We start from the raw sequence: 21,565 nt of genomic DNA on the forward strand, positions 1-21,565 counted from the left end.
AAGCTCGACTGGCTCACGCCAGCCGCCTACGCCGCCCGTTGGGCAAGGAACGAAGAGCTTGAAGGACGCCCATTGGGGGCGTTTGATGAGGATCGGACTCCAGTGGCGGCTGGATGAGAAACGGGGGTCACGTCAGCGGGCAGCTTGTGTTGGCAGGACATGACTGTTTGCCCTCCGGGTCCGTCATGTTCAGCGGATCATTCCGCACGTACGCGTAGAGGTTTAGATCGTCCTCGTACCCGACGGGATCAGTTTGCAGGAACTGTCGGTCCTGACGCGATTTTTCGTAGGCGTAGGTAAAATCTCTATACGCGCCAAATCGATACGCGGCGCTCCGGCCCCTGGAGGCCCTTCGATTCCGAAAAATTTTTCTGGAAGCGGTTTTCGAGGTACGCGCACAACTTGACTCTGACTCCCAACACGCGATGTGACTGAGGAGGCGCGAACGCCGCAGCGTCGAATTTCCGATCAAGGAAAACCGCCCGTGCACTGATCAAGAACGGCGAGGAGAACACATAGCAGCAGAAGTACAGCCGCCACTGATGCCCTCTTTCCAAAGGACCACCTAGTCATCGCGGCCTCTCTTCGTCCGTCCGCCTGACCTCCGGCGTACTTGTGGCCGTCACGGTGTTTCCTTCGGTTCGAGCGGCTCCAACTCCTGGCCCGTATCCACTGACGCGGATGCCAGAGCCGGCTGCTTGGCCATTCTCAGGTCTGAACACTTCTCCACCTGCGGGGCCTACGTCCGCTTGATACGTGGTTGTCCGCCCCTCACGATCTGCGATCGTTCCCAGCGAGACGCCAACTTCGCCGACATCAACATCGACCATCGCGCCCCGCACGTCGGGCGCCTCTGAAAAATCTGTTCCTTGTGCGCCCACGCGATCAATTGATACCGCGGGGGTCGCATTGGAAAAATCACCCACGACGCTGCTCAACAGTGCGGGAATGTTGATTGAGACCTGGACAACGATATCTCCTTCCAGATTCGCACCTTCAGGAACGTTGTTTCCCAAGACGCCAGTCGCTGACGCTCCGACACTAAACGTAAGATTCAGCTCGCCGTCCTCATTGAACACCTGACGACCCGTCGGATCGCTCAAATTCAACGGATCGTTCCTGACATAAGCATAGAGGTTCAGATCATCCTCGTACCCGACGGGGTCAGTTTGCAGGGACTGTCGGTCCCGACGCACATTTTTATAGATGCAGGCATTTTCTCTATACGCGCCAGGGGCGTAAGCGCGATGGCGCCGCCCTGCCCAGCCGCGATTTGAGAAAATTTCCTTAGAAGCACTTTTCGGCCCGCGCAGGGCGCGCGCTTGAGGCGCGTTTCGGGGAGCGGCGGCAGTGCTCACGGACGCGACTATGGCGTGCGCTGCGCCGCACGCAAAGCGCGGCGCGGCAGATGGCGGCGAACAGCTACGAGGGATGGACCGAGTCGGCAGGCCGTCTCATGACGTCGCAGGCCGCGTTGGCGCCGACTACGCCAAATCCTATCAACGCGGTGACGACGATTGCATCCGAGCTTTTCTACTCGGCCTCGGAGTAAAGCGATCGCGGTTAGGCGAGTTCTAGTCTGATCTCTCGGCCAAGTGCTTCGGCCGCGCGCGCCAACGTGGAAAGCGTCACATCGTCGTTGGCGGGGTCAAGCAGCCGGTCGAGCTGGCTGCGGCTCGTGCTCATGCGCTTGGCCATCTCGGCCTTGGTAAGTCCACCCTCGCGCATGGCCTCGCTGATCTGCCAAGCGAGGACGCGCTTGATCGCTTTCGACTTCACCGCCTCGTAGTCGCCGGTCTCGTGAAGAAAATCATCAAAGCTCGACCCCACGCGGCCGCGCGCTCGCGCCGCCACCACGCGACGCACGCGCTTCGCAGGCGCTGCTGCGCGAGCCCTATTGACAACTTTCTTCGCGCTCATCGGTCCAGTTCCTTCTTGCGCTTATGCGCCAAATCCAAATCCGCCTTCGGCGTCTTCTGCGTGGTCTTGATGAACCCATGCAGCAAAACCATCCGCCCGCTGTGGATCGCGAAGATCACCCGGGCGATGCGGCCGCCCGACAGGCTGCTCCGCACCTCCCACAAACCTTCTCCAAGCGGACGGCAGGTCGGCATGCCGATCGGCCAACCAAACTCCACCGTGGAGATATCTGCGCCGATGACACGGCGGTCCTCACGGCCCATCTCCTTCAGCCACTCGCGCACCGGCTCTGCACCGCTGGATGTGGCGTAGAAATGCGCAGGGATGATTGGCGGCTTCGCCATCGACCATCGCTCCGGCTTATGTACCTTATATGGTACGTTCAGTCAAGGCCGGCGTCTTCCTCACCGCATTCGCCGGCCAACGCGGCAGCGAGATGCTCACGCTTGAGCGCCGCGCCAGGATGGGTCGCAGCTTGGACGGCTGCCAACTTGGCGATCCCGACCTGGGTATAGATTTGGGTGGTGTCGAGACTCTCGTGGCCGAGCATCGCCTGGATGAAACGGATGTCGGCGCCGTTTTCCAGCATCAGTGTCGCCGCCGTGTGGCGAAACAGATGACACGAGCCGCTTTTGTTCAGACCAGCAGCGGTGACATACGCGCTCACACGATCGGAAAGCTTCTTAGGATTGAGCGCCGCACCTTTGGCCGTGAGGAAGAGCGCCCCGTCGTCAGCGCCGCTCACCAGCTGCGGACGCGCCTGGTCGCGATAGGCCGCGAGCCAGGAGAGCGCCCGCTCCCCTGTCGGCACGATGCGATCCTTACCGCCCTTACCTTTGCGGATCACGATCAGTTTGCGCGCGTAGTCGACATCAAACACCCGCATCCTCGTAATTTCGAGCCGGCGCGCGCCGGTGGCGTAGAGAACCTCCAAGATGGCGCGATCGCGCAGGCCCTGCGGCGTGGCGATGTCCGGCAAGGCCATCACCGCCTCGACCTCCTCCGGCGCGAGGATTGTCGCTGGCAGCCGCTTTTCGCCGCGCGGCAACTCGAGATCAGCGGCAGGGTTGAAGAGGATCACGCGCTCACGCGCCAGCCATTTGAAGAAAGCGCGAAGCGGCACAAGCCGCACGATCTGGGTGCGAAACGTCAGCGGCTCGCCATCGGCCTTCCGATGATGGAAAAGATGGCGCTGATAGCGCTCCAGGATAGGCAATGTCACATCCTGTGGGCGCTCAACGCCGCGGACCGCCGCCCAGCTGATGAAGGCGCTGATCGCCCGTTCGCGCTGCTCGATGGTGAAGGGCGAATAATTGCGCGCCGCCAGATACTGGCAAAAGCGGGCCAACTCCGCCGACAGCGAGCCCGGCGCCGGTGATGGCTCCGCACTCACCGCCCACGCACCATTGGTTCGACGTACGATGTGACGAGATGCGCAGCTGCGGTGATACGCGTTTGCGCGCCATTTTGCGGCAGTGCTGCGCGCACCATTGATAGAGAAGCAGAATTCTCGGTCTCGCCAGTCCGCGTCCGGCCCGCATCCGCGCCGCCATCGGGGCGACACTGACCCGCCCGCGCTTCGCTCCCACCCGACTCTGCGGCCTCCAGCCCCGACCGCGTGCCATCATACGTCGCGACCAGCGCAGCAGGATCGATGAGCCCCATGACGAAGGCTGCGCCATCCTGACCCTCGCCATTGTAGAGCAGCTCATAGACGAAGCGGCCATCGCGGCGTCGTGCGATCAGAAACTCATGCTCCTCCAGGCGCTTCAAATGCACCTTGAGCTGGGTTAGGCCAAGCCCGTGGCCGCCCGAACGTCGCGGCGCGTGAACCGCAACTCAGCGCGCGCGGTGTGTTCCAACGCACAACGCTCGCGCACCATTGCGTCGATCTGGACGAGCAGATTTCGTGTTTGCGGCGGCAGATCGTCCAATGTGGCGCCCATGATCGCATGCGCCAGCTTGTTGGCCATGAGCACGTCGTCTGCCGTGGCCTCAATGTAGTCGAGCTCCGAACCATCCGGCAGCCTATGGCGGCGTATCTCGCGCTGGTGCTGATGCAGCAGCGCAATAACGCGGATGAGCATGAGGTACTTGCGGTGATTCCGCCGGGTCCGGGTCTTGTCGTCGAGGAACGTCAGCCGCTCCGCGAATGGATTGACCACTTTGAGGGGTTTCAGCAGCCGCTGTGCGTTCTGGTGGAGCTTGATCACGCTGGCGCGGCGTGCGCTGGCCTCAAGGGGACGTGTTGATATGCTGTTCACGGCACCGCTGATGCGCCGCCGTGGCGATGGCATGGTCACGGCTCCTCGCACACTCACACTCCAGCTCAACGACACGGTCCAACAATGGCGCTTTGTGCCGTCAGGAAACGCGGATCAAGATCAACGTGTACGATGTCGCCCAATTGCGCCCCGAGGGCTTGGTAGCGACTTGGTCGTCGACGAGGTGGCTCTGACGGCCTTGATCTCCCTCATACCCACCAGTGATGCCGATAGCCCTACATATTCCACGGATGCGACCTTCACGTTCACTAACGTCGACGGTTGGACTTGGATCGACGATCTTAGTCTCGACGAGATTGAACGAAGCGGTGGCGGCGAGTTCAGGGCTATCTCTGCGGAGCAAAACGTATCATCGCTCGAGGTAGATGGCCGATCGGTTTCTATGGGGTCTTACGACAACCTGTGGGTCTTCGGAGACCTATTAGGCGCTCATGGTGACAATGCGCAAATCGCGGTAAACGGCACCGCGTGGGCGGCGTGGAAAAATGGGGAGCGCCTGATCCCTACCCGTTGGGAGCGCGCCCCCAATTGGCAAATCCCACTGCTCACCACATTCTTCGGCACCATAGCGGCCTTACTCGCACTCGCACGCCTGCAGTCCTCATGGCTGCAAAAAGTGGGCGGAGAGGATCCAAAATCATGGCTCCGACACTGACAATCGCCCGAAACACACTAGGCGCCTGTGCGCCTCGCTTTTTGGCCCAGCGCCTCTTCTCCCCCGTAGCCGCGACACCTAGCGATCTTGCCCTACGGTGCACTCTACGAGTGTCCGCTATCTACCCGCGTAAACTAACCGCTTGCTTCTGAAATTGCCCCAGAACGGAGATCGATTAGGGCAAATCCCGCAAGCGTACGATAGACGTTCGCAACTCTATTTGCCCGCTTCCGAGCTATCTCCCCGCGGCCAACACCCTCCTCGCGCAGCTTTCGCACGCTAGAACGTCGGCCCCGAAATCGTATCTATGGAGAGTTGAGGTTTCCACGCGTGCGATGGGCTTCTTGCCGCCCAGCCTAAATGCGGTTGCTCGGATACGCGGCCTGGAAAACGACATAGTGAGCTCTCTTATCAAGCCCCTTGATCGTGGTTCTGGAGCGCATTGAAACACGCGAGCACGTCGACGGCATAAGTGTTCCTCTCGCGCGTTGGCGCCAGCGCAGTTCCGTCGACTCGCTTGCGCGTCCTTGCGCCGCGGCGCTGAAGCTACCATCGAAGCGGATCTGCGATGCCTGGCAGCGCCGCAGATTGCGCCCAGTGCGCGACAACAGAGTTCATGTCCGCACTGCCGGCGTCACCGACATACATGCCGTTCGTGCCAAGGATTTTCGCTTCGAGGCCCTGATCTACGGACCTATCAAAAATCACAGGACCGCGCACGACTTCCCAAACGCTGCTGTTTCCTGCGTGATGGATTGCGGCGTTGGCGATAAACGCCCCGTAGAACGCAGCAGCATGGTCGACGTCGGGCAAATCTTTGGATTTTACCGCGTCGCTTATGGCGCTCCGAGCTGCGCGCACCGCCTTCTGCAGCCGCGTCCCCTCGTTCAAGGTCGCCAATGTTGTCAGCGATGCTTTGCTGACGGCGTCATCGCTGTCGAGTGTCAAGAATACCGGCGCAAGGCACGCCACCGGCTCCTCATTGAGCGAGGCAACGGATTTGAGGAAAGCGTCGCGTTTGCGTGCGTCCCAGTCGGTGCGCACGGTGAATCGCGCCGCGTGCATGCCACTATCCTGCAGCGCGCGAATGAGCCGGGGACTAACCGGATCGGAACTCGCAGTGATGGCGTCGATCACGATCGCAAGCCCCGGATCGTATGCTGCGGCCGCTGCCGGCGCTTCATCCCAGCTGCCAGCGAAGTCTTCGATCAGCCGCCGCAGCATTTCGCGATAACGCTGCCATGCGGCGCGCGGAGGGCGATGCATTGCCGCTTTCATGCCCGAGTAATGCGCGGCAATCGCCCAAGCGTGCTCTTCTTGTGGCCTGTGCTCGCCCTTGACGAGATCCGCGAGCCGCGCCTGCGCTGTCAGCAGACGCAGTTCGCGCGGCTCGCGCTGCTCCTTGCTCGTCTCGATCAACCGACGCGCAGCGTTCGATTGCAGTGCCGCAAGCTCAAGCACCTGCTTGCGCTCGTCGTCGGACTCCGCTCGACGCCAAGCCTCGGCGGCCTGCTCGACGATCTTAATCGAGCGCTCGATGGGATCGCCGAAGTCCTGCACAGCGGCGCGGCGTTCGATCTCCGGTCGAAACGCGGCGATAAGACGATGATGGTCCTTTCGACGCCCTGGGTGACCGGCAGGCCTATCGTCGGGACGCTTTTCGAACGCACGGTCATTGCGCTGCAGGACAGTGCGCACTGTGCTGTTGTTCACGCCGGTTTCGAGGGCGAGAGCCTCGATCGTCCACCAGCCCCCGTCCAAGAGCGCCCGAAGCACTTTCTGAGTTTCGTTTCCTGTCATGGCGCCTTCTCACGGCGTCTATTTATACGCAGATGAGTGAAAATTCAACAGGTTTACGTAAGACTTAGATTTTATTGACAAAACTTACAGCATCCCTGTCCTTGAGGAAGGTCTCGCAGGCCTTCACTAGATCTTCCGCCCGTGTCAGATCGGTCTCATTGACGCGCGCGGTCAGATTGATGGCGAGCGCAGCCCGCTCGGAATGCGGCCGCGGCAGCGTATTGTAGAGGATCGAAAAACGGCGCCTTAGATCGTCGGCGGCGAGCGCAGTGAGACCCGCAATGGCGGCGACGCGCTCGAACATCGTGAACGCTATGCGCGCTTCGTTCTGCTGCGAGACGTAGAGCGGATTATTCGGCGCCTGACGCGGCGAGCGGGCCATGTGAGCCGCATCGGTCCCGTCAATGCACCCGGACGCTTCCTCATCCATCCAAGCCGGCGCCGTCAGTGCGCGCTGCAACAAGGCATCGCTCAGCGCTTGGGCGGCGACGCAATCCATCCAGCCCTCGCTCCAGGGACAATAGACAGGTCCCTGTGGCCTGGGCGCGCCGCTGAAATTGTGCAGCGCTTGTGCGGCGTGACAGATGATCTCGTGCGCGAACATGTATGGCGCCTTGGAGAGCTCGACATAGTCGAAGCCGAGTTCAGGCAGGAAGAACTCAATATTGTCGCTCGCCGTGGCTGCATCGGTATGCACGCAAGCCCCCGCCACCGTATAGACGCCAGCGTTGAACTTCGTGTGCAGGCGCAGTTCGAGCGCGATCTCCTGACTGAGAGCATCCTCGATCAGCGCTTCGGAGACCGTCTTGGCGAATTTCATCGCCTCGACGAGTTCAGCAAGACATGTTGGACCCGCCGCGACCGTCTCGTCATCTTTGAGACCGTCATTGCAGGTCGGATTGCCGGTCGCGCTGCGACCTACGCAATTGGCGCACTTCGGCGCGCGCAGCGCCGCTTCGCAACGGTGCGCTTCCGCCTTCGCGCCAGCGCTCAGCGCAGGCACGAAGAGGTTTGCGAAAGCGCCCAGCGCGCCTGCTTCTCCAGCGCACAGGCCGTCGAGATCGGCGGGTGCGTTGAGCGCGCTCTGCAGGTGGGTGTGGGCCTGCGCCGCAAGGCCTGAAAGCTGCTGTTTGTCTGTCGGGCTCAGCCTTGAAAGGCGCTTGCTCTCGGCCAAACGGGCGATCGGTATGCTTGCGGCAGCGGCCTTGCGGACCCGCAGGCATACCTGAACGAGTGTCATCTCTTGCGCTTACCGACGGCGTTGTCGCCTTTGCGGCCTTTGATCTTTGGCAGCCAGACTTCGTTCCACAGATCGAGCGCGACCTTCTGAACGATGGGCGACACCGCAACGATGGCGCCCACAATGATCGTCGCCGTGCCCGGCTCAATGCCGGCCGCGCCTTCCCTGATTTCAATGGGGAAGGGCGCGTCCGCTGGCAGCGCCTCGCCTTCCGGAAGGCGCGACTTGATCAGCGCCCATCCATTGGTCTGCGCAAAGACAGCTTCGAACTCGGCGTTCAGAGCGGCCGCGCCGAGCTTGTCGACGGCGTATTCCTCTTCCATGGCGCCCTCCACTGCAGCGCTCCCCTGTTTACCAGGGCGCGGAAGGCTTGCAATCGCAGATTGTCCCGGCGCGACGACCAGCGCTTTGTGGCGCGCGGAGGCGCCAAGCTCTCGGTGCTCCCCGCCCGCTCCGTTCGCGTAACGCGCAGTACGCGGCGCACCGCCCTCCCCTTCATAGCCGAAGTCCCCCGCCAAACCGGACGAGTTGAACTCGCCGATCGCGAACTCAGCGTTGCGCAGGCAATCCCATAGGCGCGCGATCACGATCGCCGACTTCATGTCGCGTCAGAGTGCAGCCGGGCTTAAATTTCTGCACGCCTTCGCGGGACTTGAAGCGGCTCGATATATCGCTTCCGTTCCGACTTGACGGCTTGCAACCAGAGGAGGAAACCTGAACCCGCATTGAGTTGGCTTAAGGGGGCTCCCATGGCCAAACACGCGAGGCGCCGGATGCCGGCCGCATGTGGCGCCTGGCCCGTTCGATCGACCGCAGCCGCGCTCGCCTCTTTTCTCGCAATCGCGCCTTGCCATGGCGAGCAATTGGGCGCCGGCGCATATGGCGAGTTGCAGCAATTGCAGATTGGCGTCGAACGCGGTGACGGCGAGGCCGCACACTGGTCCTCGCTCTCGGAGGCCGGCCTATCCATAAAGTCCGACTCGGTCCGCATCACATCTGATCAGACCCTCGAACATGCGCTGACCAGCCGAGGTCTGAGTTACGATGCGCAAACGCTCTCCCTGGTGCGGCGTCTCAATCCCCAGCTCGATGACGAAACCCTCGGCCTTGAAGGGCAAGAGCTCAGGCTCTTTTCGATCTACGGCGCGCCGGGCGGCGCGCGCTTTACGCTGACGCAGCAGGTCGATCAACGCATCAAACTCGACACTGTCGCGCTCGAGATCGACGCTCTCGGCGAGCACGCCGCAGCCGAGTTAGCCCCGGACGCGCGTGCGGCCTTCACACGCGATCTCGCCCGCCTAAACGCATACTTGGCCGAAACGCCGATCGATCCGCAGACGGTCGGCGAGGTGATGCGATATCGCCAGCAGCTGGCCCAATTCAGCGCGATCTCCAATCCAAGCGAACAGCAACAGCGTGACGTTGTCCGAAGCACTCATGACATCGTGACACTTATTCGGGCTCAGCGCGCGGGCGCCCGGGACGGTCTACTCAACGCCAGCGCGCAACCGTCCTCGTTGGTGCAGGGCACTTGCGTTTTGCGTTGGGCGCTGGCCGATTATGCGGATTATGGCGACACGCCCGACCGCGAAGTTTTCCCGCTGTCGCGTGACATTGCGGTCAACTTGGATGACCTCGTCGTCTGGCTCGAGACAGCGGACGGCCGGCGCCTCTCCGACGCGGCGCCGGTCGGCGTGCCGGAAGCGCAAGTCATCGCCCAACGCCCTGTGATCGTGCCTTTGCCGATTTCGCGCGCCTGCCGATGACGACGCTCAAGGACAGTTTGGGGCTCCAAGAAAGTCCGAGCCTCACTGACGTTCTGGGCAGCCTCGGCGCGGCCTTCGTCGCGGTGATGACGCTTTGGTTTGGATGGTCCGAGCACGTTGCGCCGCCATTTGCGACAAGCGTGGAGTTCTTCCGCGTTCTGTGCCTCAGCCTTGCGGTGATTTTCGGCGGCGCGATGATCTTCTGGCGACGGAGCCGCCGCTTCAGAAAGCGCCATCTCTATATCGCTATCGCCGCCGCGACGCTGATCGGTTCGGTGGGCTGGTTTGCCTACGAGAATGCCCGCACGAGCCGGATAATCACATTCGAAGTCGGCCAAAGCCTGCGCGTAAGAGTGCTCGCCACCAAACTTTCCGAGGCGGGTTTTACGCGGGTGACGCGTCTGGGCCTCTGCCCCGGCGAGGCGATCGACAGGACCGCGCGGCGTGTGTCGCTAGCGTGCGCCGAGACGCTCGCGCGACACGACCACGAAAGGCCGTCTACACTGCTCTTCGATGCGGAGGCGCTTCGCGCCTCTGAAAACATCGTCAGCTGGCTCTACCGCATAACAGGGCTTGGATTCATGCTGGCCATGTTCCTGGTGCTCGACGAAGTTTGGCGATCGCTGTTAAAGCAAGACCAACGCACACGGAGGCGCCAGCGCCCACCAGGGCAAGAGACACCGCAAAAATCATGAGCGGGATCAGATCAACTTCGCCGCGTCAATGACGCGGTCGACCAGCGTCAAAAACCGCGATATCGCTCGCAAAAATCCATTGAGGCGGTCAATCTCCTCAATGGCTTCTCGTAGCGCCGCGCGCCCCTCATCGACCTTCTGAAGCGCGCCGGACAACGCCGCCGTCCTTTGCTTGAAGAGCAATTGCCCAACCAAGGTGGCCCGGTGAGTCACCTCGGTGATCTCACGCGCAAGCGCGATTATGACTTCAGGGTCCTGCGCGCGTTCTTGCTCGCTCGAGAGCTTGTTGACCAACCCGATCAGTTCCCGCTGCAGGGCGGCGAGTTCAGCATTCCTCGCCATCTCAACCTCCCGCGCCTGCCGCGAGGGTTTGGCGGCGGCGTTCGAAATCGCTCACCCAAGCGTCCACCCGGTTCATCCAGAACATCATGTCCCCGCGCGAGCCCCGCGCCGCCGCCGAGTGCGCCTCTCCAAGCGCCAGCAGCGCGGCCCGGAGCTGCGCGAGCTGGGCGAGCTGGGCGTCACGCGCGTCCGCCGCGGCCAAGAAGCGCGCGATCACGGTTTGACGGGCGCTCCGGTTCGCGGCGCTTGCGTAATCGGATCGAAGCTCTGAGAGACGGTTGCTCCAATTGACCGAAACCGTGCCGCGCAGATCGCTCACATCGTCTTCGCCGATGGCGTCCGCCATCGCGGTCATGAGTTCATTGAATGCCGGATCTACGCGCCGCAACACCGCCGTGGCTTCGCGCTCGGCCCGCGCTTGCACTAAGGCCTGGGCAAGCGTCGCGAACGCGGCGCCCACGCCCGCCGGCATTTCCGCTTGGACAGGTTCGCCTCGAAGTTGATTGAGGAGTGTGGTCACCCCATCGCCGGTCATGCGCGCGCGCTCTGGATCGACGAGGGACTGCAGGGCGACGAAATAGGCGTCGAGTTCGGCGAACGCCCGATCCCACTTGGCGGCGTCGTCGATAGCAACGGCGCGCGGAAAGTCATCCTCACTGAGCGAGCGCTGACGTGTCGGCGGCTCCGCCAGATCGAGCTTACGCTCTATCGCATTCTCTCGCGCAATCTGGTTCGCGGCGCTGAAGGCGTTGGCGGCGTGCGCGCGCGCAGCGCCCGCGCCGGCGCGCAACGCGCCCGCCTGCTCCCCCACGGTGACGCTCGTCGTCGCGCACGCGCCGGCTAGCAATAGCGCGAGCGAGACGACAAGATGTTTGGCGAACGCCGCTCCGGCTCGCATGAGCCCCCCGATGCGATGGCGCGCTCATGATTACGAGCCGCGAAGGGGCGACTCAACCACAAATAGCGATACTCAGCGCTTTATGTGTAGGCATCGCTTCGCGTGACTGACGCGATCGCGCTCGACGGCGCCATCGCGCCAATCCGTCCGCATGCCTCGCGTGCGCCTCCGGGGGACGCGATGGCGCGAGCGTTCGACGCATTAGCGTTTCGTCCATTTCGTCCGTTCAATCGCCATCAAACCTGAGGCGATGCCTCACCCTGGATAGACGCGCCCACGGATGGGTCTGGCCAGCCGTTTGCGTAATGGTCGCTTTGTCTCGCCGTGACAACTTTTGGTTGACGCGGCGAGCACATGGCGCGAGTCATTGGCGCGGGAGGCAGAAGCTGATGACCCAATCGCTCGCCGCGCCGAAACTCGCCAAGCCGAAGACCAAGAAAGTCTCGCTGATCGAACTCAACGAGATGATGCGCGACGTCAGCATTCCCGATAGCGCCTTCATTCCCTATCTCACCGCCTACCGCACCCGCTCGGCGCCTATGCGCCCGGCCATTATCCCAAACAGCCGCACCGTGACGATGAGCGAAGCGGAGGAGCGGCGCGTACGCGGCGCCATGGCGATGAATTGGGCAAACGGTGTTGCCCGCTGGCGGCGCGAACAGCGCTTCAATGCGCGCCTTCAGAGCAACGATCCCATCCTCGTGTCGGAGGGTGATTCCTGGTTCCAATTCCCCTTCTTTCTTGATGACGTGATCGATCAGCTCGGATCGAGCTACAACGTGCTGTCCACCTGCGCTGCGGGGGACACTGTCAAACGCATGCTGGGTCCCGCGCCCGACTATCTTCGCTCGCTGCGGCGGCTGCGGGCGGATGGGAAGAAGGTTTGCGCTTTGTTGTTCTCCGGCGCAGGCAACGACTTCATCGATGTTCTGGCCGGAAAAGGCGCTGAACTTCCCATCGTCAACCTCTTCAGCGCGGGCAAGCCAGCGTCGTGGTATCTGCGCAACGCCGCGTTTGACGCCAAGGTCGCCTTTATCGATGCGGCGCTGCGATCGTTCCTTCAGACGGTGCGCCAGGAATTTCCAGGCCTTCCTGTCGTTCTGCACGGCTACGATTATCCGATTCCGGCCATGAAGCAGGGCGACTGGCGCAATCCTCAATGGACCAAGATCGACGCCTGGCTCGCGGGTCCAATGACCAAACGCAGGATTGTCGACCATAAGCTGCAGAGCGAAATCGTGCGCGAGTTGATCGATAGGCACAACGCGATGCTGAAGCAAATCGCGAGCGCATTCTCCAACACCCACTACATCGATCTGCGCGGGGTGGTGACGCCGCACACGATGTGGGCCGACGAAATTCATCCGACGAATAATGGATTTGCGCTGGTGGCGGGGAAATTCCTGGCCACGTTGAAGCAGATAGGCTGCGGGGGCGCGCCATGACAGAGACGCTCGAATTCAGTGCGCCAAGAACCTTCGCCGCCGCCATGAAGAGCGCGCAGGCGAAGCGGTTCGACGCCGGACGCATTCTGAATATCCGCCCGGACCCGCCCGATTTTCGCGATCGCTTCTATGAACCCGGTCTCGTTAAAATCGAGCTAGAGAAGGAACCGCCGCCCTGGACCCCGATCGCCCTGCGCGACCAGGGCGATGAAGGCACCTGCACAGGCCAGGCGCTTGCCGCCGTCATCGATATTCAAAATGCGATGCGCGGGGCCAAGTTGACGTCGAAAGCCCGCGCGAGCGCCCGCATGATCTATGAAATGGCGCGGGCGCACGATGAGTACCCCGACGACGGCCTTGAAGGTTCGTCCGCACGCGGGGCGCTCAAGGGCTTCTTCCACAATGGGGTCTGCACTGAAGCCGAAGCGCCCTATTCTCCCTACGAGCCGGGCTGGCGCCTTACCGTCGCGCACGCCAAGGCGGCGCGCAATCTCAGCCTCGGCGCCTATCTGAGACTCCGCCATGTGCTCTACGACTACCACGCGGCGATCTGCGAAGCGGGCGCGGTTGTCGTGACCTCGATGGTTCATGCGGGCTGGGAGACCGACGCGGTCGCCGCCGCCGGCGGCAGAATCGGATTCAAGGATCCACGGATCACAAAGCCTGACGGCGCGCACGCCTTCGCGATCGTCGGATACGATCGGGACGGCTTTCTCATTCTCAATTCATGGGGAGAAGGCTGGGGCGGCTATAAAGGCGCGCCGGGCCTTGCCCACTGGAGCTATGAAGACTGGCAAGCGCACGTGCTCGACGCCTGGGTGCTGCGCCTTGCGGTGCCTTCTGCAAAGACCTTCCACAAGGTCGGCGGGTTCGATCGCCGTCACGCCGCTGCATCCGCCCGCGCGCCGGCGCGCAGCGATCTGCTTGGGTATTACTGCCATGTCGAGGACGGGCGCTTTGTCTCCTCGGGCGCCTATGTCAATGACCGGCGCACTTTCGCCGAGAGCGCGAACTTGGTTCGCCAGCTCGCCGGCGAAGCGCCGGACGTGCGCTATGACCATGTCCTGCTCTACGCCCATGGCGGGCTGACCGAGCTCGATGCCGCGGCGACACACGCAGCGCTCATGCTGCCCGTGCTGAAAGCGCTACGAATCTATCCCCTCTTCTTCTTCTGGCGCACCGGTGCACTGGGCGCGATCTGCGATTTGCTGTTCGGACAGTCAAACCGGGTCGCCGAACGGGCGGGCGCGCCAGGCGGCGTGGCGGATTGGGTCTGGGAAAGTCTCGCCCGGCAATTGGTCCGGCCAATCTGGGGGGAGATGAAGAACGACGCGGCGCGCAGCGCATTCGTCGCGCCAGCGCCAGGCATCCCGCGCGTAGCGGGGCTCGTCGGCGACGCCGGCGCCGCTTCGCTCGCATTCCTCGACGCGCTGGCGCAGATTCGAGCGGACGGGCAAAGCCCGCCCGAGCTTCACATCGCCGGACACAGCGCGGGCGCCATTCTCCTTTGTTATCTGCTGCAGCGCTGGCGGGTAGACGGGCGGCTCGAGCCGACCACGCTTGCGAGCGCCAGCCTTCTTGCTCCCGCTTGCACGGTGGAGCTGTTCGACCGCGCCTTCTCGCCAGTCATCGCCGCCAGCACTTGCGATGTCGCCATCTATGCGCTCGACGACAAGCGTGAGCAGGCCGATGCAACGGGCCCATATGGAAATTCCATTCTTTATCTCGTCTCGCGCGCGCTGGAGGAAAGACGCAAGGTCCCGATCCTCGGCCTAGAGGCGCATGCGCGCGGCGCGGCCAAATCCGGACGCGTGAAAGCCTACATTACCGGCGAACACGTCACCGAGACGGACAGCGCCGACCATGGCGGCTTCGATAACGATCCGGCGACCCTCAACCATATGCTGACGCGTATTCTCGGCCGACCGATCCACGCCGACAATGGCGGCTTCAGCCGCGTGCATTTTGACTTGGCGGCGCCGAGGCACGGGAGCTGAGGCCGCACGGATACTCCAAATGCAATCGCGGGCGATGCGAGCGCTCGACAACATTTTTTAACGGCGAGGCGAGGCCGTCACCTCCACCCATGCGCTGCTCCTTGCGCGCTGGAGCGCGTTCATGATCGACCATCCAGCTGAAGCCCGCGTTGGGCCATGCGCCACATTGAGCAGCCCCAATGGTTCTCGGCGGCATCACAGTTGAGCGGGCTCAAGCCTAGTGCGGCCTGGGTGAGGCCAAGTCTAGGCCGAAGCGGCGGAAAACGAATCTCACCTCTGGGCGATCAAGCAGAACGTCACAGTATTGCGCTGACGCCTCGTTTCTCAGCCTCTCGAGAATGGCCCGCGCCCGCGCCGCATCCTCCTGACCGGCAAGAAGCGAGCCGAACGCTTCGCCATCGCCCGATGGAGTCTCGTCCTCGCTCGCACCGTCGCCCCGAATGGCGCTGTTATCGACGACCAAGACGTCGCCAAACGCTCCGCGCAATCTGCCGCGCTCGCTAGGATCGAGTTCGGCGAGCGCGCAGAAGACGAGGCCGCGGCAGTTGCGCAGGGTGCGGCGCGCGACGGCGCCCCTTGTGCGCACGCTCGCCACAAGGTCGCCGGCCGACATCCAAACCCCCGCCAAAAGACAATCCTCCAGCAGCGTCTCATCTCCCGCGGAGCTCCAATGCCAGGCGTCGGTCGCGACGGCGCTGCGCGAGATGTGCAGCTGCGAGCCCGCGAGAAACGCGAAACTGGGCGCGAACGCGACGGCCGGGCAGTCCTCGAACGTCACCGCTCGCAATCGTCCCGGCCCCGCCAGGGCGACGCTCGCGCGCTCGAAACGGCAATCGGCGAGCTGCCAGTCGCGCCCTTGCAACCGCACGACGCCGCCCCGCCAGCTCACGCCTTCGAAGACGCTCTCCTCGAGCTGTGCGGAAAAGGCGCCCTCGTTTTGGAAGAAGGAGACCCGTTCGACGAGACTTGAGCTGACGATCGTGTCCTCGACCCGCCAGGCGTGGGCCTCGATGTCGCGGAGCGTCACCCGCTCACAGCGCAGCTTCTTTAGCGCAAGTCCCGCAATGCGCGCCCGCCGCATATCGACGTCGGCGATCTCGATGGCGGACAGCGTCTCGCCATCCAGGCGTGCGCCCGAGGCGAACATGATCCGGGCCGCGAGAGCGCGCACTTCCTTCGATCCGCTGAGCGCGAGCTGCGATTGCCAGAAAAAAGGCTCATGATCGCGCGCATAGCTTCCAAGGAAGTATACGACTTCGCGGCTGTTCGGCCGCCTTGCGTAATCCACGAAGGCGCCAAGGTCCCGCAGGCAATCTATGTAGCAGGACTGCGCCACGAAGAATTCGCAGAAGGATTTGTGGGCAAATCTCAGCGATCGGTCCTCGCTCATGGACAGGAATGAGCACACTCTTATGTCGCTCATGATCCGTTCCAGCAGTTCTTCTCGGGTCTCGTCCGTTGCGGCGCGCATGACATCCAGATCTATCGTCGCGATCGCCTCACGGACCTGCGCCTGGCCAAGCTGCAGCACCCCCTCGCGCGCCATCGCCCTGGCGAGGACCCGGCATACCTGCAAACGCTCCTCGCCCGTCAGCACCTGATCGTCGCGGGACTCCCGGTCTCTCTGCACACTCAACTGGGTGTAAATCTCATAGAGTGTTGAAGGCCCCACCGAGCGATTGCCGCCGGTTATGTCGACCCGCCCGCCGGTGATCGTCGCGACGACCATCTTGAGCAGGAGCGGGCGCCTGCTGAGGTCTTCTAGGTCGTAGATCTTGGCGAGCCCCTGCTGGATTTCGGCAGGTGTCTTTCCGGTGGCGGCGTGGAGCGCCTCGCCGTGCCGCTCCAGATATTCGCGCACCTTCTGATCCGTCAGGCTGTCGATCCAAATGATGTTGCCGAGATCGGCCCGGCTCACGTTGGAATGAGAGCCAATCTTCATCGCGCGCGCTATGCGCTCGACCGGGACCGTCGCGGCGTCGATGCGCTGGTACGCGCGCGGTCCATGGCTCATTTCCCCGAACGCGTCCGCCATTTCGTCGAACGATTCGAAATAGGTCGGACGTGTCGCCAAAATGCAGGGCGAGCGGCTTTCCAGCAGCGGCGCCAGAAGCTGCAGGTACCTGGCCCGATCCGTCGCCGTCGCCGAGGCGTCGATTTCATCGAAGCCGTCGAGAAGCAGCACGAGCCGGCCCGCCCTCAGCTGCTGCTCGAACACGCCTCGGGAAGGCGCTATGTAATGGCGATCGCGAAGCGAAGCGGAGATGAACTGCCACAGATCCTGGTAGTGACGCAGCGCGCGCAGCTGGAGCATGATCGGGTAGCGCTGGCCCTCATCAGCTAGAAAGCGCCTCGTCAATTCATAGCGCACGCGTTCGAGAACGGTCGTTTTGCCGGCGCCGAAATCGCCGGCCACGACCAGCAAGCGCTGATCGGCGTCGAGCCAATCGAGCACATACTGGGCGACGTCCGGATGCGGCGCCGGCGTGCGTCCCGGCACAGCGATGTACTCGCGCGCGATCTCCGAGTTCTGGTAGTCCGCAAGCACGCGCGCCAGAGCGTCGGCCGGATTGAAAAGCTCACTCTCGAGCTGCTCCAGCGTGAGCAGTCTCACCCCGCTCTGCTCGCGCGCCGCGGCTTTGGCTTCGGCGGAAAAATCCTCGAGCGCGATCATCACCGCGCCGCTCGCGGCGGACGCGCCGATCAGGTTTCGGGCGGATGCGATGAAGGCGGCGACGTCGGCCTGTCTGACGCGCTTTGAGCTTGTATGGACGACGATGACGGTGGTGAGCAGCCCATGGCCGCTCACATGCTTGTTCGCCACCAGATCGAGCGACAGCCCATGCATGGAGACATTACGCGCGACCTGGAATCCCAACGCTTCGTAGGCGGCGATGGTGCGGCGGATGATCTGTTCACGGCTGGGCCTGCCCTCGTCCGTGCGCGCCTTGGCGCGCCTCGCCTTCTTCGACAAGGTTTCTCGAACGACCGCATCGAGCCCGAGCGTCGCCATTTCCAGGCGCTCCACGATCGCCTGCGTGCTGCTCGTCGTCTGCGCGATTTCGGAGATTTTCGAGACCACGAACACCGAGCGGAAACGCTCATCGGTTTTCACCGCATCCAAGAGATAAGCGGCGAAGGCGTCGTACCAGGACAACGCACCCTCCCCGCCGTGCGCGAACATGGTTCGGAATTGGACCGGTGTGGCTACGCCCTCGAGCGCCGCCTCGAACTCCGACAGCGCTGCCGCTTCGGTCCTGCGCTTAATTTCGTTGCGACGCTCCTGACTGTCGCCGTCTCTCGGAGCTGACAGCAGCTTTTCCATCGCCGTCGTCAGCTCGCTCATCAATCGCTGATCCGCAGCAGCGCTCTGCGCTGCGGATAGTTCGGCGCTCACCCACGCCCTGCCGCGTTCCAAGAAAATCTGAGCGCGTGGGGGCTCGTAGTCCGCCCATTCGGGATCGGCGCCGCCGGCATAGGCCGACAGGACATGGTCCAACGCCTGCAGCTGGGCGCTTCGGATCGCGCGCACCGCATCGTGATTGGCCGGCAAGCCGCTGCGCCCGGCGATCCGGCGGCCGACCTCGCGCGAGAACGCGCAGAAGACGCCGTCCGCACGATTGCCGATAATGCCCTGCGCCACAGCGGCCGATGCGCCCAACAGAACGGTGCTGAACAGGTCCGCCAAAATCGCCCGCCCCCAGGCCGCTGCGCGAGATTATTGCGCCTTCGGCAGGTTTACAACCTAGGTGCGAGTTGAGCCTTTGCAAATCCCAAGCGGCGCGAGGAGCTTCGCAAAAGTACGCTGCGACTGCGGCTGAGCTAATTCGTCGCCTAATAACCGAGCGCTATTGATCGGCGCTGAGCCAGGCGCGTTGAACTTTCGCCCAGCTGAGAGCCTTGGATTGCAAGGCCGTGCGCACGGCGGCCGCACCACGTCCGTCCCACTCCGCGACGAGCCCCTCGCCATCGTGGAGAAACTGGGTCGGCGCTCGGCTCAGCTGGCGGCCTAGCAAGACCGCGCTAGCGGCAGAGGACGCGCTCGCCCGTCGAGGCAAGCGCCTCGAGCTTTGCCAGCAAGGGCGAGGTCTCGATCTCGCGCCGGATCGCCGCGCCGAGGGCCTCAGCCGCGTGAGCGTAGGCGGGCTCGAGCAGGAGCTTCGAGAGCGCGGCGCGGATTGCTTCAGTATCGGCGTCCCGATCGAGGCGCAGTCCGGCGCCGCGCTCGGTGACGCGCACGGCGTTATCCTCCTGATCGCGCCCGTGCGGCAGGATGATCAGCGGCTTGCCCGCGGCCAGCGCCTTCATCACGGTGCCATGCCCGCCATGCGTCACTGCGATAGCAGCGTCGCTGAGCACGGCGCTGTGCGGGGCGCTCGCCAGCAGCTGAACGTTATCAGCGACGCGCAATTCCTCCGCCCCGATCGAACCGCCAAGCGTCACCACCGCCTTCATCGGCAGCGTCGCGATTGCATCGATCACCCTCTGCAATACGCCGGCATGGTTCTGAAACGTCGTGCTGAAGGAAACGAGCGCGAGGGGGCGGCGATCGCCGGCGGCGTAGGGCGAGCGCCAGACGCCGGCCCAAGCGGGTTCGCCGAGGAGCGGCCCGACATAACAGATCTTCGCCGGGAGCGTCGCCGGGGCAAAATCAAAGGCGCGGGCGGTCGCGATGAATTGGGCGTCGGCGGCGCCATGCTGATCGAGCATGCGCGCGATCGGCGCGAGGTTCAAAGCCGCGCGTGCGGCATTGAGCTCAGGAAGGCTCGCCGCGAGCATGGCCTCGTTCATCGCCGCCGCCTCGGCGTGAAGAGCGCGCTCCGCAACCGTGCGCGCCGGTTTCAACCCCGGCCCCAGCGGAATGAAGCCGGGCAGCGGAAAGAGCGGAATGTTGACGCCGAGCAGCACGTGGCGCTGGCCCAGCGCTTCGCAGCCCATATGCACGCCGAACAGCATTTCGGAGGAGACGACGAGGTCGGCCGGCTCGCGCCGCAACTCCTCGCTGAGATCCTGGGCGAACGCCAGCGCGGGGCCGACGAGCACATTTTGCATCAGGTTGGCGAAGCCTTCGGCGGGATTGGCTTGACTCCAGTCGTCCCAGGTGTCGAACTCGCGCGAACGCTGCGGCTTGCTTGGCGCGCGCGTCCAAGCAATGAAACGCGCGCCCGCGGCTTCGCTTTCCGGACGATTGCACGCATCGCTCATGACGCGCACATGGTGACCGCGCTCGGCCAGGCGCCGCGCGAGGTCGAGCACTGGCGGGACCGATCCCCCGCCTTCCCAAGTGGCGAGCAAAAAAGATCTGGGCGCGTTCATGGCGTCTCTCCGCTGCGCGCGCCGGCGAGGCCGAGCGCGCCGTTCAACAATTGGCGCATGAGGGTGCGCACGTGCTGCGGCGAGCGGCCCATGTCACGGCGCACGAGTTTCCAGGTGTAGAGGTCAGTGGCGGCGACAAGCGCGTCGACGCGCTGGCGGCGCGCGGCCGCGCTCAGCTCGCCGAGCCATGGGGCAAAGCTTTGTTCAATCCAGGCGCGGTGGAAGGCGCGGCCGCGGTCATTGACGCGCTTCAACGCCGCGATGCGCTCTTCCTGCATCAGCGCGCGCATGATGACATCGCCCACGGCTTCGTAGTCGTCGACGATGACGCGCACCGCGCCGTCGAGGTCGCCAGGCGCAACCGTGCGCCGGGCGGTGATTTCCTGGTTGAAGCGGTCCCACGCCGTCTCCAGCAGGCGCTCCTTGCCGCCAAAGCGGCGGATGATGGTCGCCACCGTAACGCCCGCTTCGAGCGCGATCTCCTCCAGCGTGATCACGTCATACCAATCGAGCGCGATGCGGCGGCGAAACGCGGCGATGATCCGCTCTGCCGTCTGTTCGGCGGCGCGGGCGCGGGCGCCGAGACGATAGGCGCGCTTAGGGGCGGCGCTGGATTTCATGACACCATCACTATCATGAAATCTGCCGCATTCAAGAATTCGTTTTAGCCGCGCTTACATTAATTCGTAGCGTGGATTACACGTGCGACAAAGATCAATTGTTCTGAGACGTGCGTTCACGGCGGCGCTCTGGCTCCTCACGCTTCCGGCGCGTCAGATGAGCGGCTGGTCGCTTCCGCCCGCGGCGTCAACGGCGCAGGCGTGTATGGGTTCGACGTCACGTCCCGACCGGGCTAATCCGAGCGGTCTGGCCCGTTCAGCGGAGGCGCGGGCCGGCCCATTTCGCGCGGGCGCCCATATGTGTCGTAGGTGTGGGTGGTCGCGGCGCCGGTTGCGTCCGTCTTGCTATGATCGGGCCCTGACGATCGACAATCAGCCAGTTTGGAGCTGACGTGTTCGCGCCTTCATACCAGATGAGAGGCTCCTTCCGTCCGGCGCTCGCTGAGCGCGACTGCAAATTGTCGTGCGAGTTGGCCAGCGTGCACTCGGGGCGCCTCTTTGCGCTTCGGTTTCGAATTTTGGCGCCGTGCGCCGGCATGCGTTGCGTTAGCTTGTCCCACACCCTCGCCCTACACTCTTGCTTTGT

The 21,565-nt window shown here is 63.4% G+C and carries 20 protein-coding genes; 5 read left to right on the forward strand and 15 right to left on the reverse strand.

Annotated elements, in window-relative coordinates; translation table 11 throughout:
• Positions 1-127: 127 nt before the first annotated feature.
• The 7 genes from VEA80_RS20360 to VEA80_RS00655 form a co-directional block, all read right to left on the reverse strand.
• Complete coding sequence (locus VEA80_RS20360) at positions 128-490, reverse strand: RHS repeat-associated core domain-containing protein (protein WP_349257187.1); 363 nt, start codon at positions 488-490, stop codon at positions 128-130.
• Between the two features lie 79 nt (positions 491-569).
• Complete coding sequence (locus VEA80_RS00630) at positions 570-1,358, reverse strand: hypothetical protein (protein ID WP_325058743.1); 789 nt, start codon at positions 1,356-1,358, stop codon at positions 570-572.
• A 205-nt stretch (positions 1,359-1,563) separates the two neighbouring features.
• On the reverse strand, positions 1,564-1,920 hold the full coding sequence (locus VEA80_RS00635) for a helix-turn-helix transcriptional regulator (protein ID WP_325058744.1): 357 nt from the start codon (positions 1,918-1,920) through the stop codon (positions 1,564-1,566).
• A complete protein-coding gene (locus VEA80_RS00640; RefSeq protein WP_325058745.1) occupies positions 1,917-2,264 on the reverse strand; it encodes a type II toxin-antitoxin system RelE/ParE family toxin in 348 nt (115 codons plus the stop codon). Before VEA80_RS00640 ends, VEA80_RS00635 begins: the two co-directional genes overlap by 4 nt.
• Positions 2,265-2,302: 38 nt before the next feature.
• Positions 2,303-3,313, reverse strand: coding sequence for a site-specific tyrosine recombinase XerC (xerC, locus tag VEA80_RS00645; protein ID WP_325058746.1), 1,011 nt, complete (start codon positions 3,311-3,313; stop codon positions 2,303-2,305).
• Complete coding sequence (locus VEA80_RS00650) at positions 3,310-3,699, reverse strand: hypothetical protein (RefSeq protein WP_325058747.1); 390 nt, start codon at positions 3,697-3,699, stop codon at positions 3,310-3,312. The genes xerC and VEA80_RS00650 overlap by 4 nt, the downstream gene beginning before the upstream one ends.
• 11 nt (positions 3,700-3,710) lie before the next feature.
• On the reverse strand, positions 3,711-4,133 hold the full coding sequence (locus VEA80_RS00655; protein WP_325058748.1) for a hypothetical protein: 423 nt from the start codon (positions 4,131-4,133) through the stop codon (positions 3,711-3,713).
• 40 nt (positions 4,134-4,173) lie between these two features.
• Here VEA80_RS00655 and VEA80_RS00660 point away from each other — a divergent pair, with 40 nt between their 5' ends.
• A complete protein-coding gene (locus tag VEA80_RS00660; protein WP_325058749.1) occupies positions 4,174-4,860 on the forward strand; it encodes a hypothetical protein in 687 nt (228 codons plus the stop codon).
• 546 nt (positions 4,861-5,406) lie between these two features.
• Here VEA80_RS00660 and VEA80_RS00665 read toward each other — a convergent pair.
• The 3 genes from VEA80_RS00665 to VEA80_RS00675 form a co-directional block, all read right to left on the reverse strand.
• Positions 5,407-6,420 (reverse strand): hypothetical protein, encoded by a 1,014-nt coding sequence (locus VEA80_RS00665; protein ID WP_325058750.1) that lies wholly within the window; start codon positions 6,418-6,420, stop codon positions 5,407-5,409.
• A 304-nt stretch (positions 6,421-6,724) separates the two neighbouring features.
• On the reverse strand, positions 6,725-7,900 hold the full coding sequence (locus VEA80_RS00670) for a hypothetical protein (RefSeq protein ID WP_325058751.1): 1,176 nt from the start codon (positions 7,898-7,900) through the stop codon (positions 6,725-6,727).
• Positions 7,897-8,502, reverse strand: a complete 606-nt coding sequence (locus VEA80_RS00675; protein WP_325058752.1) for a hypothetical protein — start codon at positions 8,500-8,502, stop codon at positions 7,897-7,899. Before VEA80_RS00675 ends, VEA80_RS00670 begins: the two co-directional genes overlap by 4 nt.
• Before the next feature lie 147 nt (positions 8,503-8,649).
• Between VEA80_RS00675 and VEA80_RS00680 the strand changes: the two genes are divergently transcribed.
• Both VEA80_RS00680 and VEA80_RS00685 read left to right on the forward strand, forming a co-directional pair.
• Entirely contained in the window at positions 8,650-9,666 is a 1,017-nt protein-coding gene (locus VEA80_RS00680) for a hypothetical protein (protein ID WP_325058753.1), read from the forward strand.
• Positions 9,663-10,361 (forward strand): hypothetical protein, encoded by a 699-nt coding sequence (locus VEA80_RS00685; RefSeq protein WP_325058754.1) that lies wholly within the window; start codon positions 9,663-9,665, stop codon positions 10,359-10,361. The genes VEA80_RS00680 and VEA80_RS00685 overlap by 4 nt, the downstream gene beginning before the upstream one ends.
• Before the next feature lie 6 nt (positions 10,362-10,367).
• On the opposite strand, the gene VEA80_RS00690 is transcribed toward VEA80_RS00685, so the two are convergent.
• Together VEA80_RS00690 and VEA80_RS00695 are read right to left on the reverse strand one after the other, a co-directional pair.
• Positions 10,368-10,703: a hypothetical protein gene (locus VEA80_RS00690; RefSeq protein ID WP_325058755.1), complete on the reverse strand. Its 336-nt coding sequence runs from the start codon at positions 10,701-10,703 to the stop codon at positions 10,368-10,370.
• Position 10,704: 1 nt separating this feature from the next.
• The gene (locus tag VEA80_RS00695) at positions 10,705-11,601 is read right to left on the reverse strand and encodes a hypothetical protein (protein WP_325058756.1); all 897 of its coding nucleotides are present in this window, start codon (positions 11,599-11,601) and stop codon (positions 10,705-10,707) included.
• Positions 11,602-12,068: 467 nt separating this feature from the next.
• On the opposite strand from VEA80_RS00695, the gene VEA80_RS00700 reads away from it, so the two are divergent.
• Positions 12,069-13,046, forward strand: coding sequence for an SGNH/GDSL hydrolase family protein (locus VEA80_RS00700; protein ID WP_325058757.1), 978 nt, complete (start codon positions 12,069-12,071; stop codon positions 13,044-13,046).
• The gene (locus VEA80_RS00705; RefSeq protein WP_325058758.1) at positions 13,043-15,043 is read left to right on the forward strand and encodes a C1 family peptidase; all 2,001 of its coding nucleotides are present in this window, start codon (positions 13,043-13,045) and stop codon (positions 15,041-15,043) included. Before VEA80_RS00700 ends, VEA80_RS00705 begins: the two co-directional genes overlap by 4 nt.
• A gap of 217 nt (positions 15,044-15,260) precedes the next feature.
• On the opposite strand, the gene VEA80_RS00710 is transcribed toward VEA80_RS00705, so the two are convergent.
• From VEA80_RS00710 to VEA80_RS00720, 3 genes are all read right to left on the reverse strand, one after another.
• Positions 15,261-18,731 (reverse strand): NACHT domain-containing protein, encoded by a 3,471-nt coding sequence (locus VEA80_RS00710; RefSeq protein WP_325058759.1) that lies wholly within the window; start codon positions 18,729-18,731, stop codon positions 15,261-15,263.
• 335 nt (positions 18,732-19,066) lie between these two features.
• Positions 19,067-20,359, reverse strand: a complete 1,293-nt coding sequence (locus VEA80_RS00715; RefSeq protein ID WP_325058760.1) for a glycosyltransferase — start codon at positions 20,357-20,359, stop codon at positions 19,067-19,069.
• Positions 20,356-20,979: a helix-turn-helix domain-containing protein gene (locus VEA80_RS00720; RefSeq protein ID WP_325058761.1), complete on the reverse strand. Its 624-nt coding sequence runs from the start codon at positions 20,977-20,979 to the stop codon at positions 20,356-20,358. The genes VEA80_RS00715 and VEA80_RS00720 overlap by 4 nt, the downstream gene beginning before the upstream one ends.
• Between the last annotated feature and the right edge of the window lie 586 nt (positions 20,980-21,565).

Source organism: Vitreimonas sp. (assembly GCF_035627415.1).
Taxonomy (GTDB): domain Bacteria; phylum Pseudomonadota; class Alphaproteobacteria; order Caulobacterales; family Aquidulcibacteraceae; genus Vitreimonas.

What these genes read in the sequence shown, in the direction of transcription:
- VEA80_RS00635 (WP_325058744.1), bottom strand. Translation starts at nt 1,920, where the DNA reads ATGAGCGCGAAGAAAGTTGTCAATAGGGCTCGCGCAGCAGCGCCTGCG.
- VEA80_RS00640 (WP_325058745.1), bottom strand. Translation starts at nt 2,264, where the DNA reads ATGGCGAAGCCGCCAATCATCCCTGCGCATTTCTACGCCACATCCAGC.
- VEA80_RS00660 (WP_325058749.1), top strand. Translation starts at nt 4,174, where the DNA reads ATGCTGTTCACGGCACCGCTGATGCGCCGCCGTGGCGATGGCATGGTC.
- VEA80_RS00670 (WP_325058751.1), bottom strand. Translation starts at nt 7,900, where the DNA reads ATGACACTCGTTCAGGTATGCCTGCGGGTCCGCAAGGCCGCTGCCGCA.
- VEA80_RS00675 (WP_325058752.1), bottom strand. Translation starts at nt 8,502, where the DNA reads ATGAAGTCGGCGATCGTGATCGCGCGCCTATGGGATTGCCTGCGCAAC.
- VEA80_RS00680 (WP_325058753.1), top strand. Translation starts at nt 8,650, where the DNA reads ATGGCCAAACACGCGAGGCGCCGGATGCCGGCCGCATGTGGCGCCTGG.
- VEA80_RS00685 (WP_325058754.1), top strand. Translation starts at nt 9,663, where the DNA reads ATGACGACGCTCAAGGACAGTTTGGGGCTCCAAGAAAGTCCGAGCCTC.
- VEA80_RS00690 (WP_325058755.1), bottom strand. Translation starts at nt 10,703, where the DNA reads ATGGCGAGGAATGCTGAACTCGCCGCCCTGCAGCGGGAACTGATCGGG.
- VEA80_RS00695 (WP_325058756.1), bottom strand. Translation starts at nt 11,601, where the DNA reads ATGCGAGCCGGAGCGGCGTTCGCCAAACATCTTGTCGTCTCGCTCGCG.
- VEA80_RS00700 (WP_325058757.1), top strand. Translation starts at nt 12,069, where the DNA reads ATGCGCGACGTCAGCATTCCCGATAGCGCCTTCATTCCCTATCTCACC.
- VEA80_RS00705 (WP_325058758.1), top strand. Translation starts at nt 13,043, where the DNA reads ATGACAGAGACGCTCGAATTCAGTGCGCCAAGAACCTTCGCCGCCGCC.
- VEA80_RS00715 (WP_325058760.1), bottom strand. Translation starts at nt 20,359, where the DNA reads ATGAACGCGCCCAGATCTTTTTTGCTCGCCACTTGGGAAGGCGGGGGA.
- VEA80_RS00720 (WP_325058761.1), bottom strand. Translation starts at nt 20,979, where the DNA reads ATGAAATCCAGCGCCGCCCCTAAGCGCGCCTATCGTCTCGGCGCCCGC.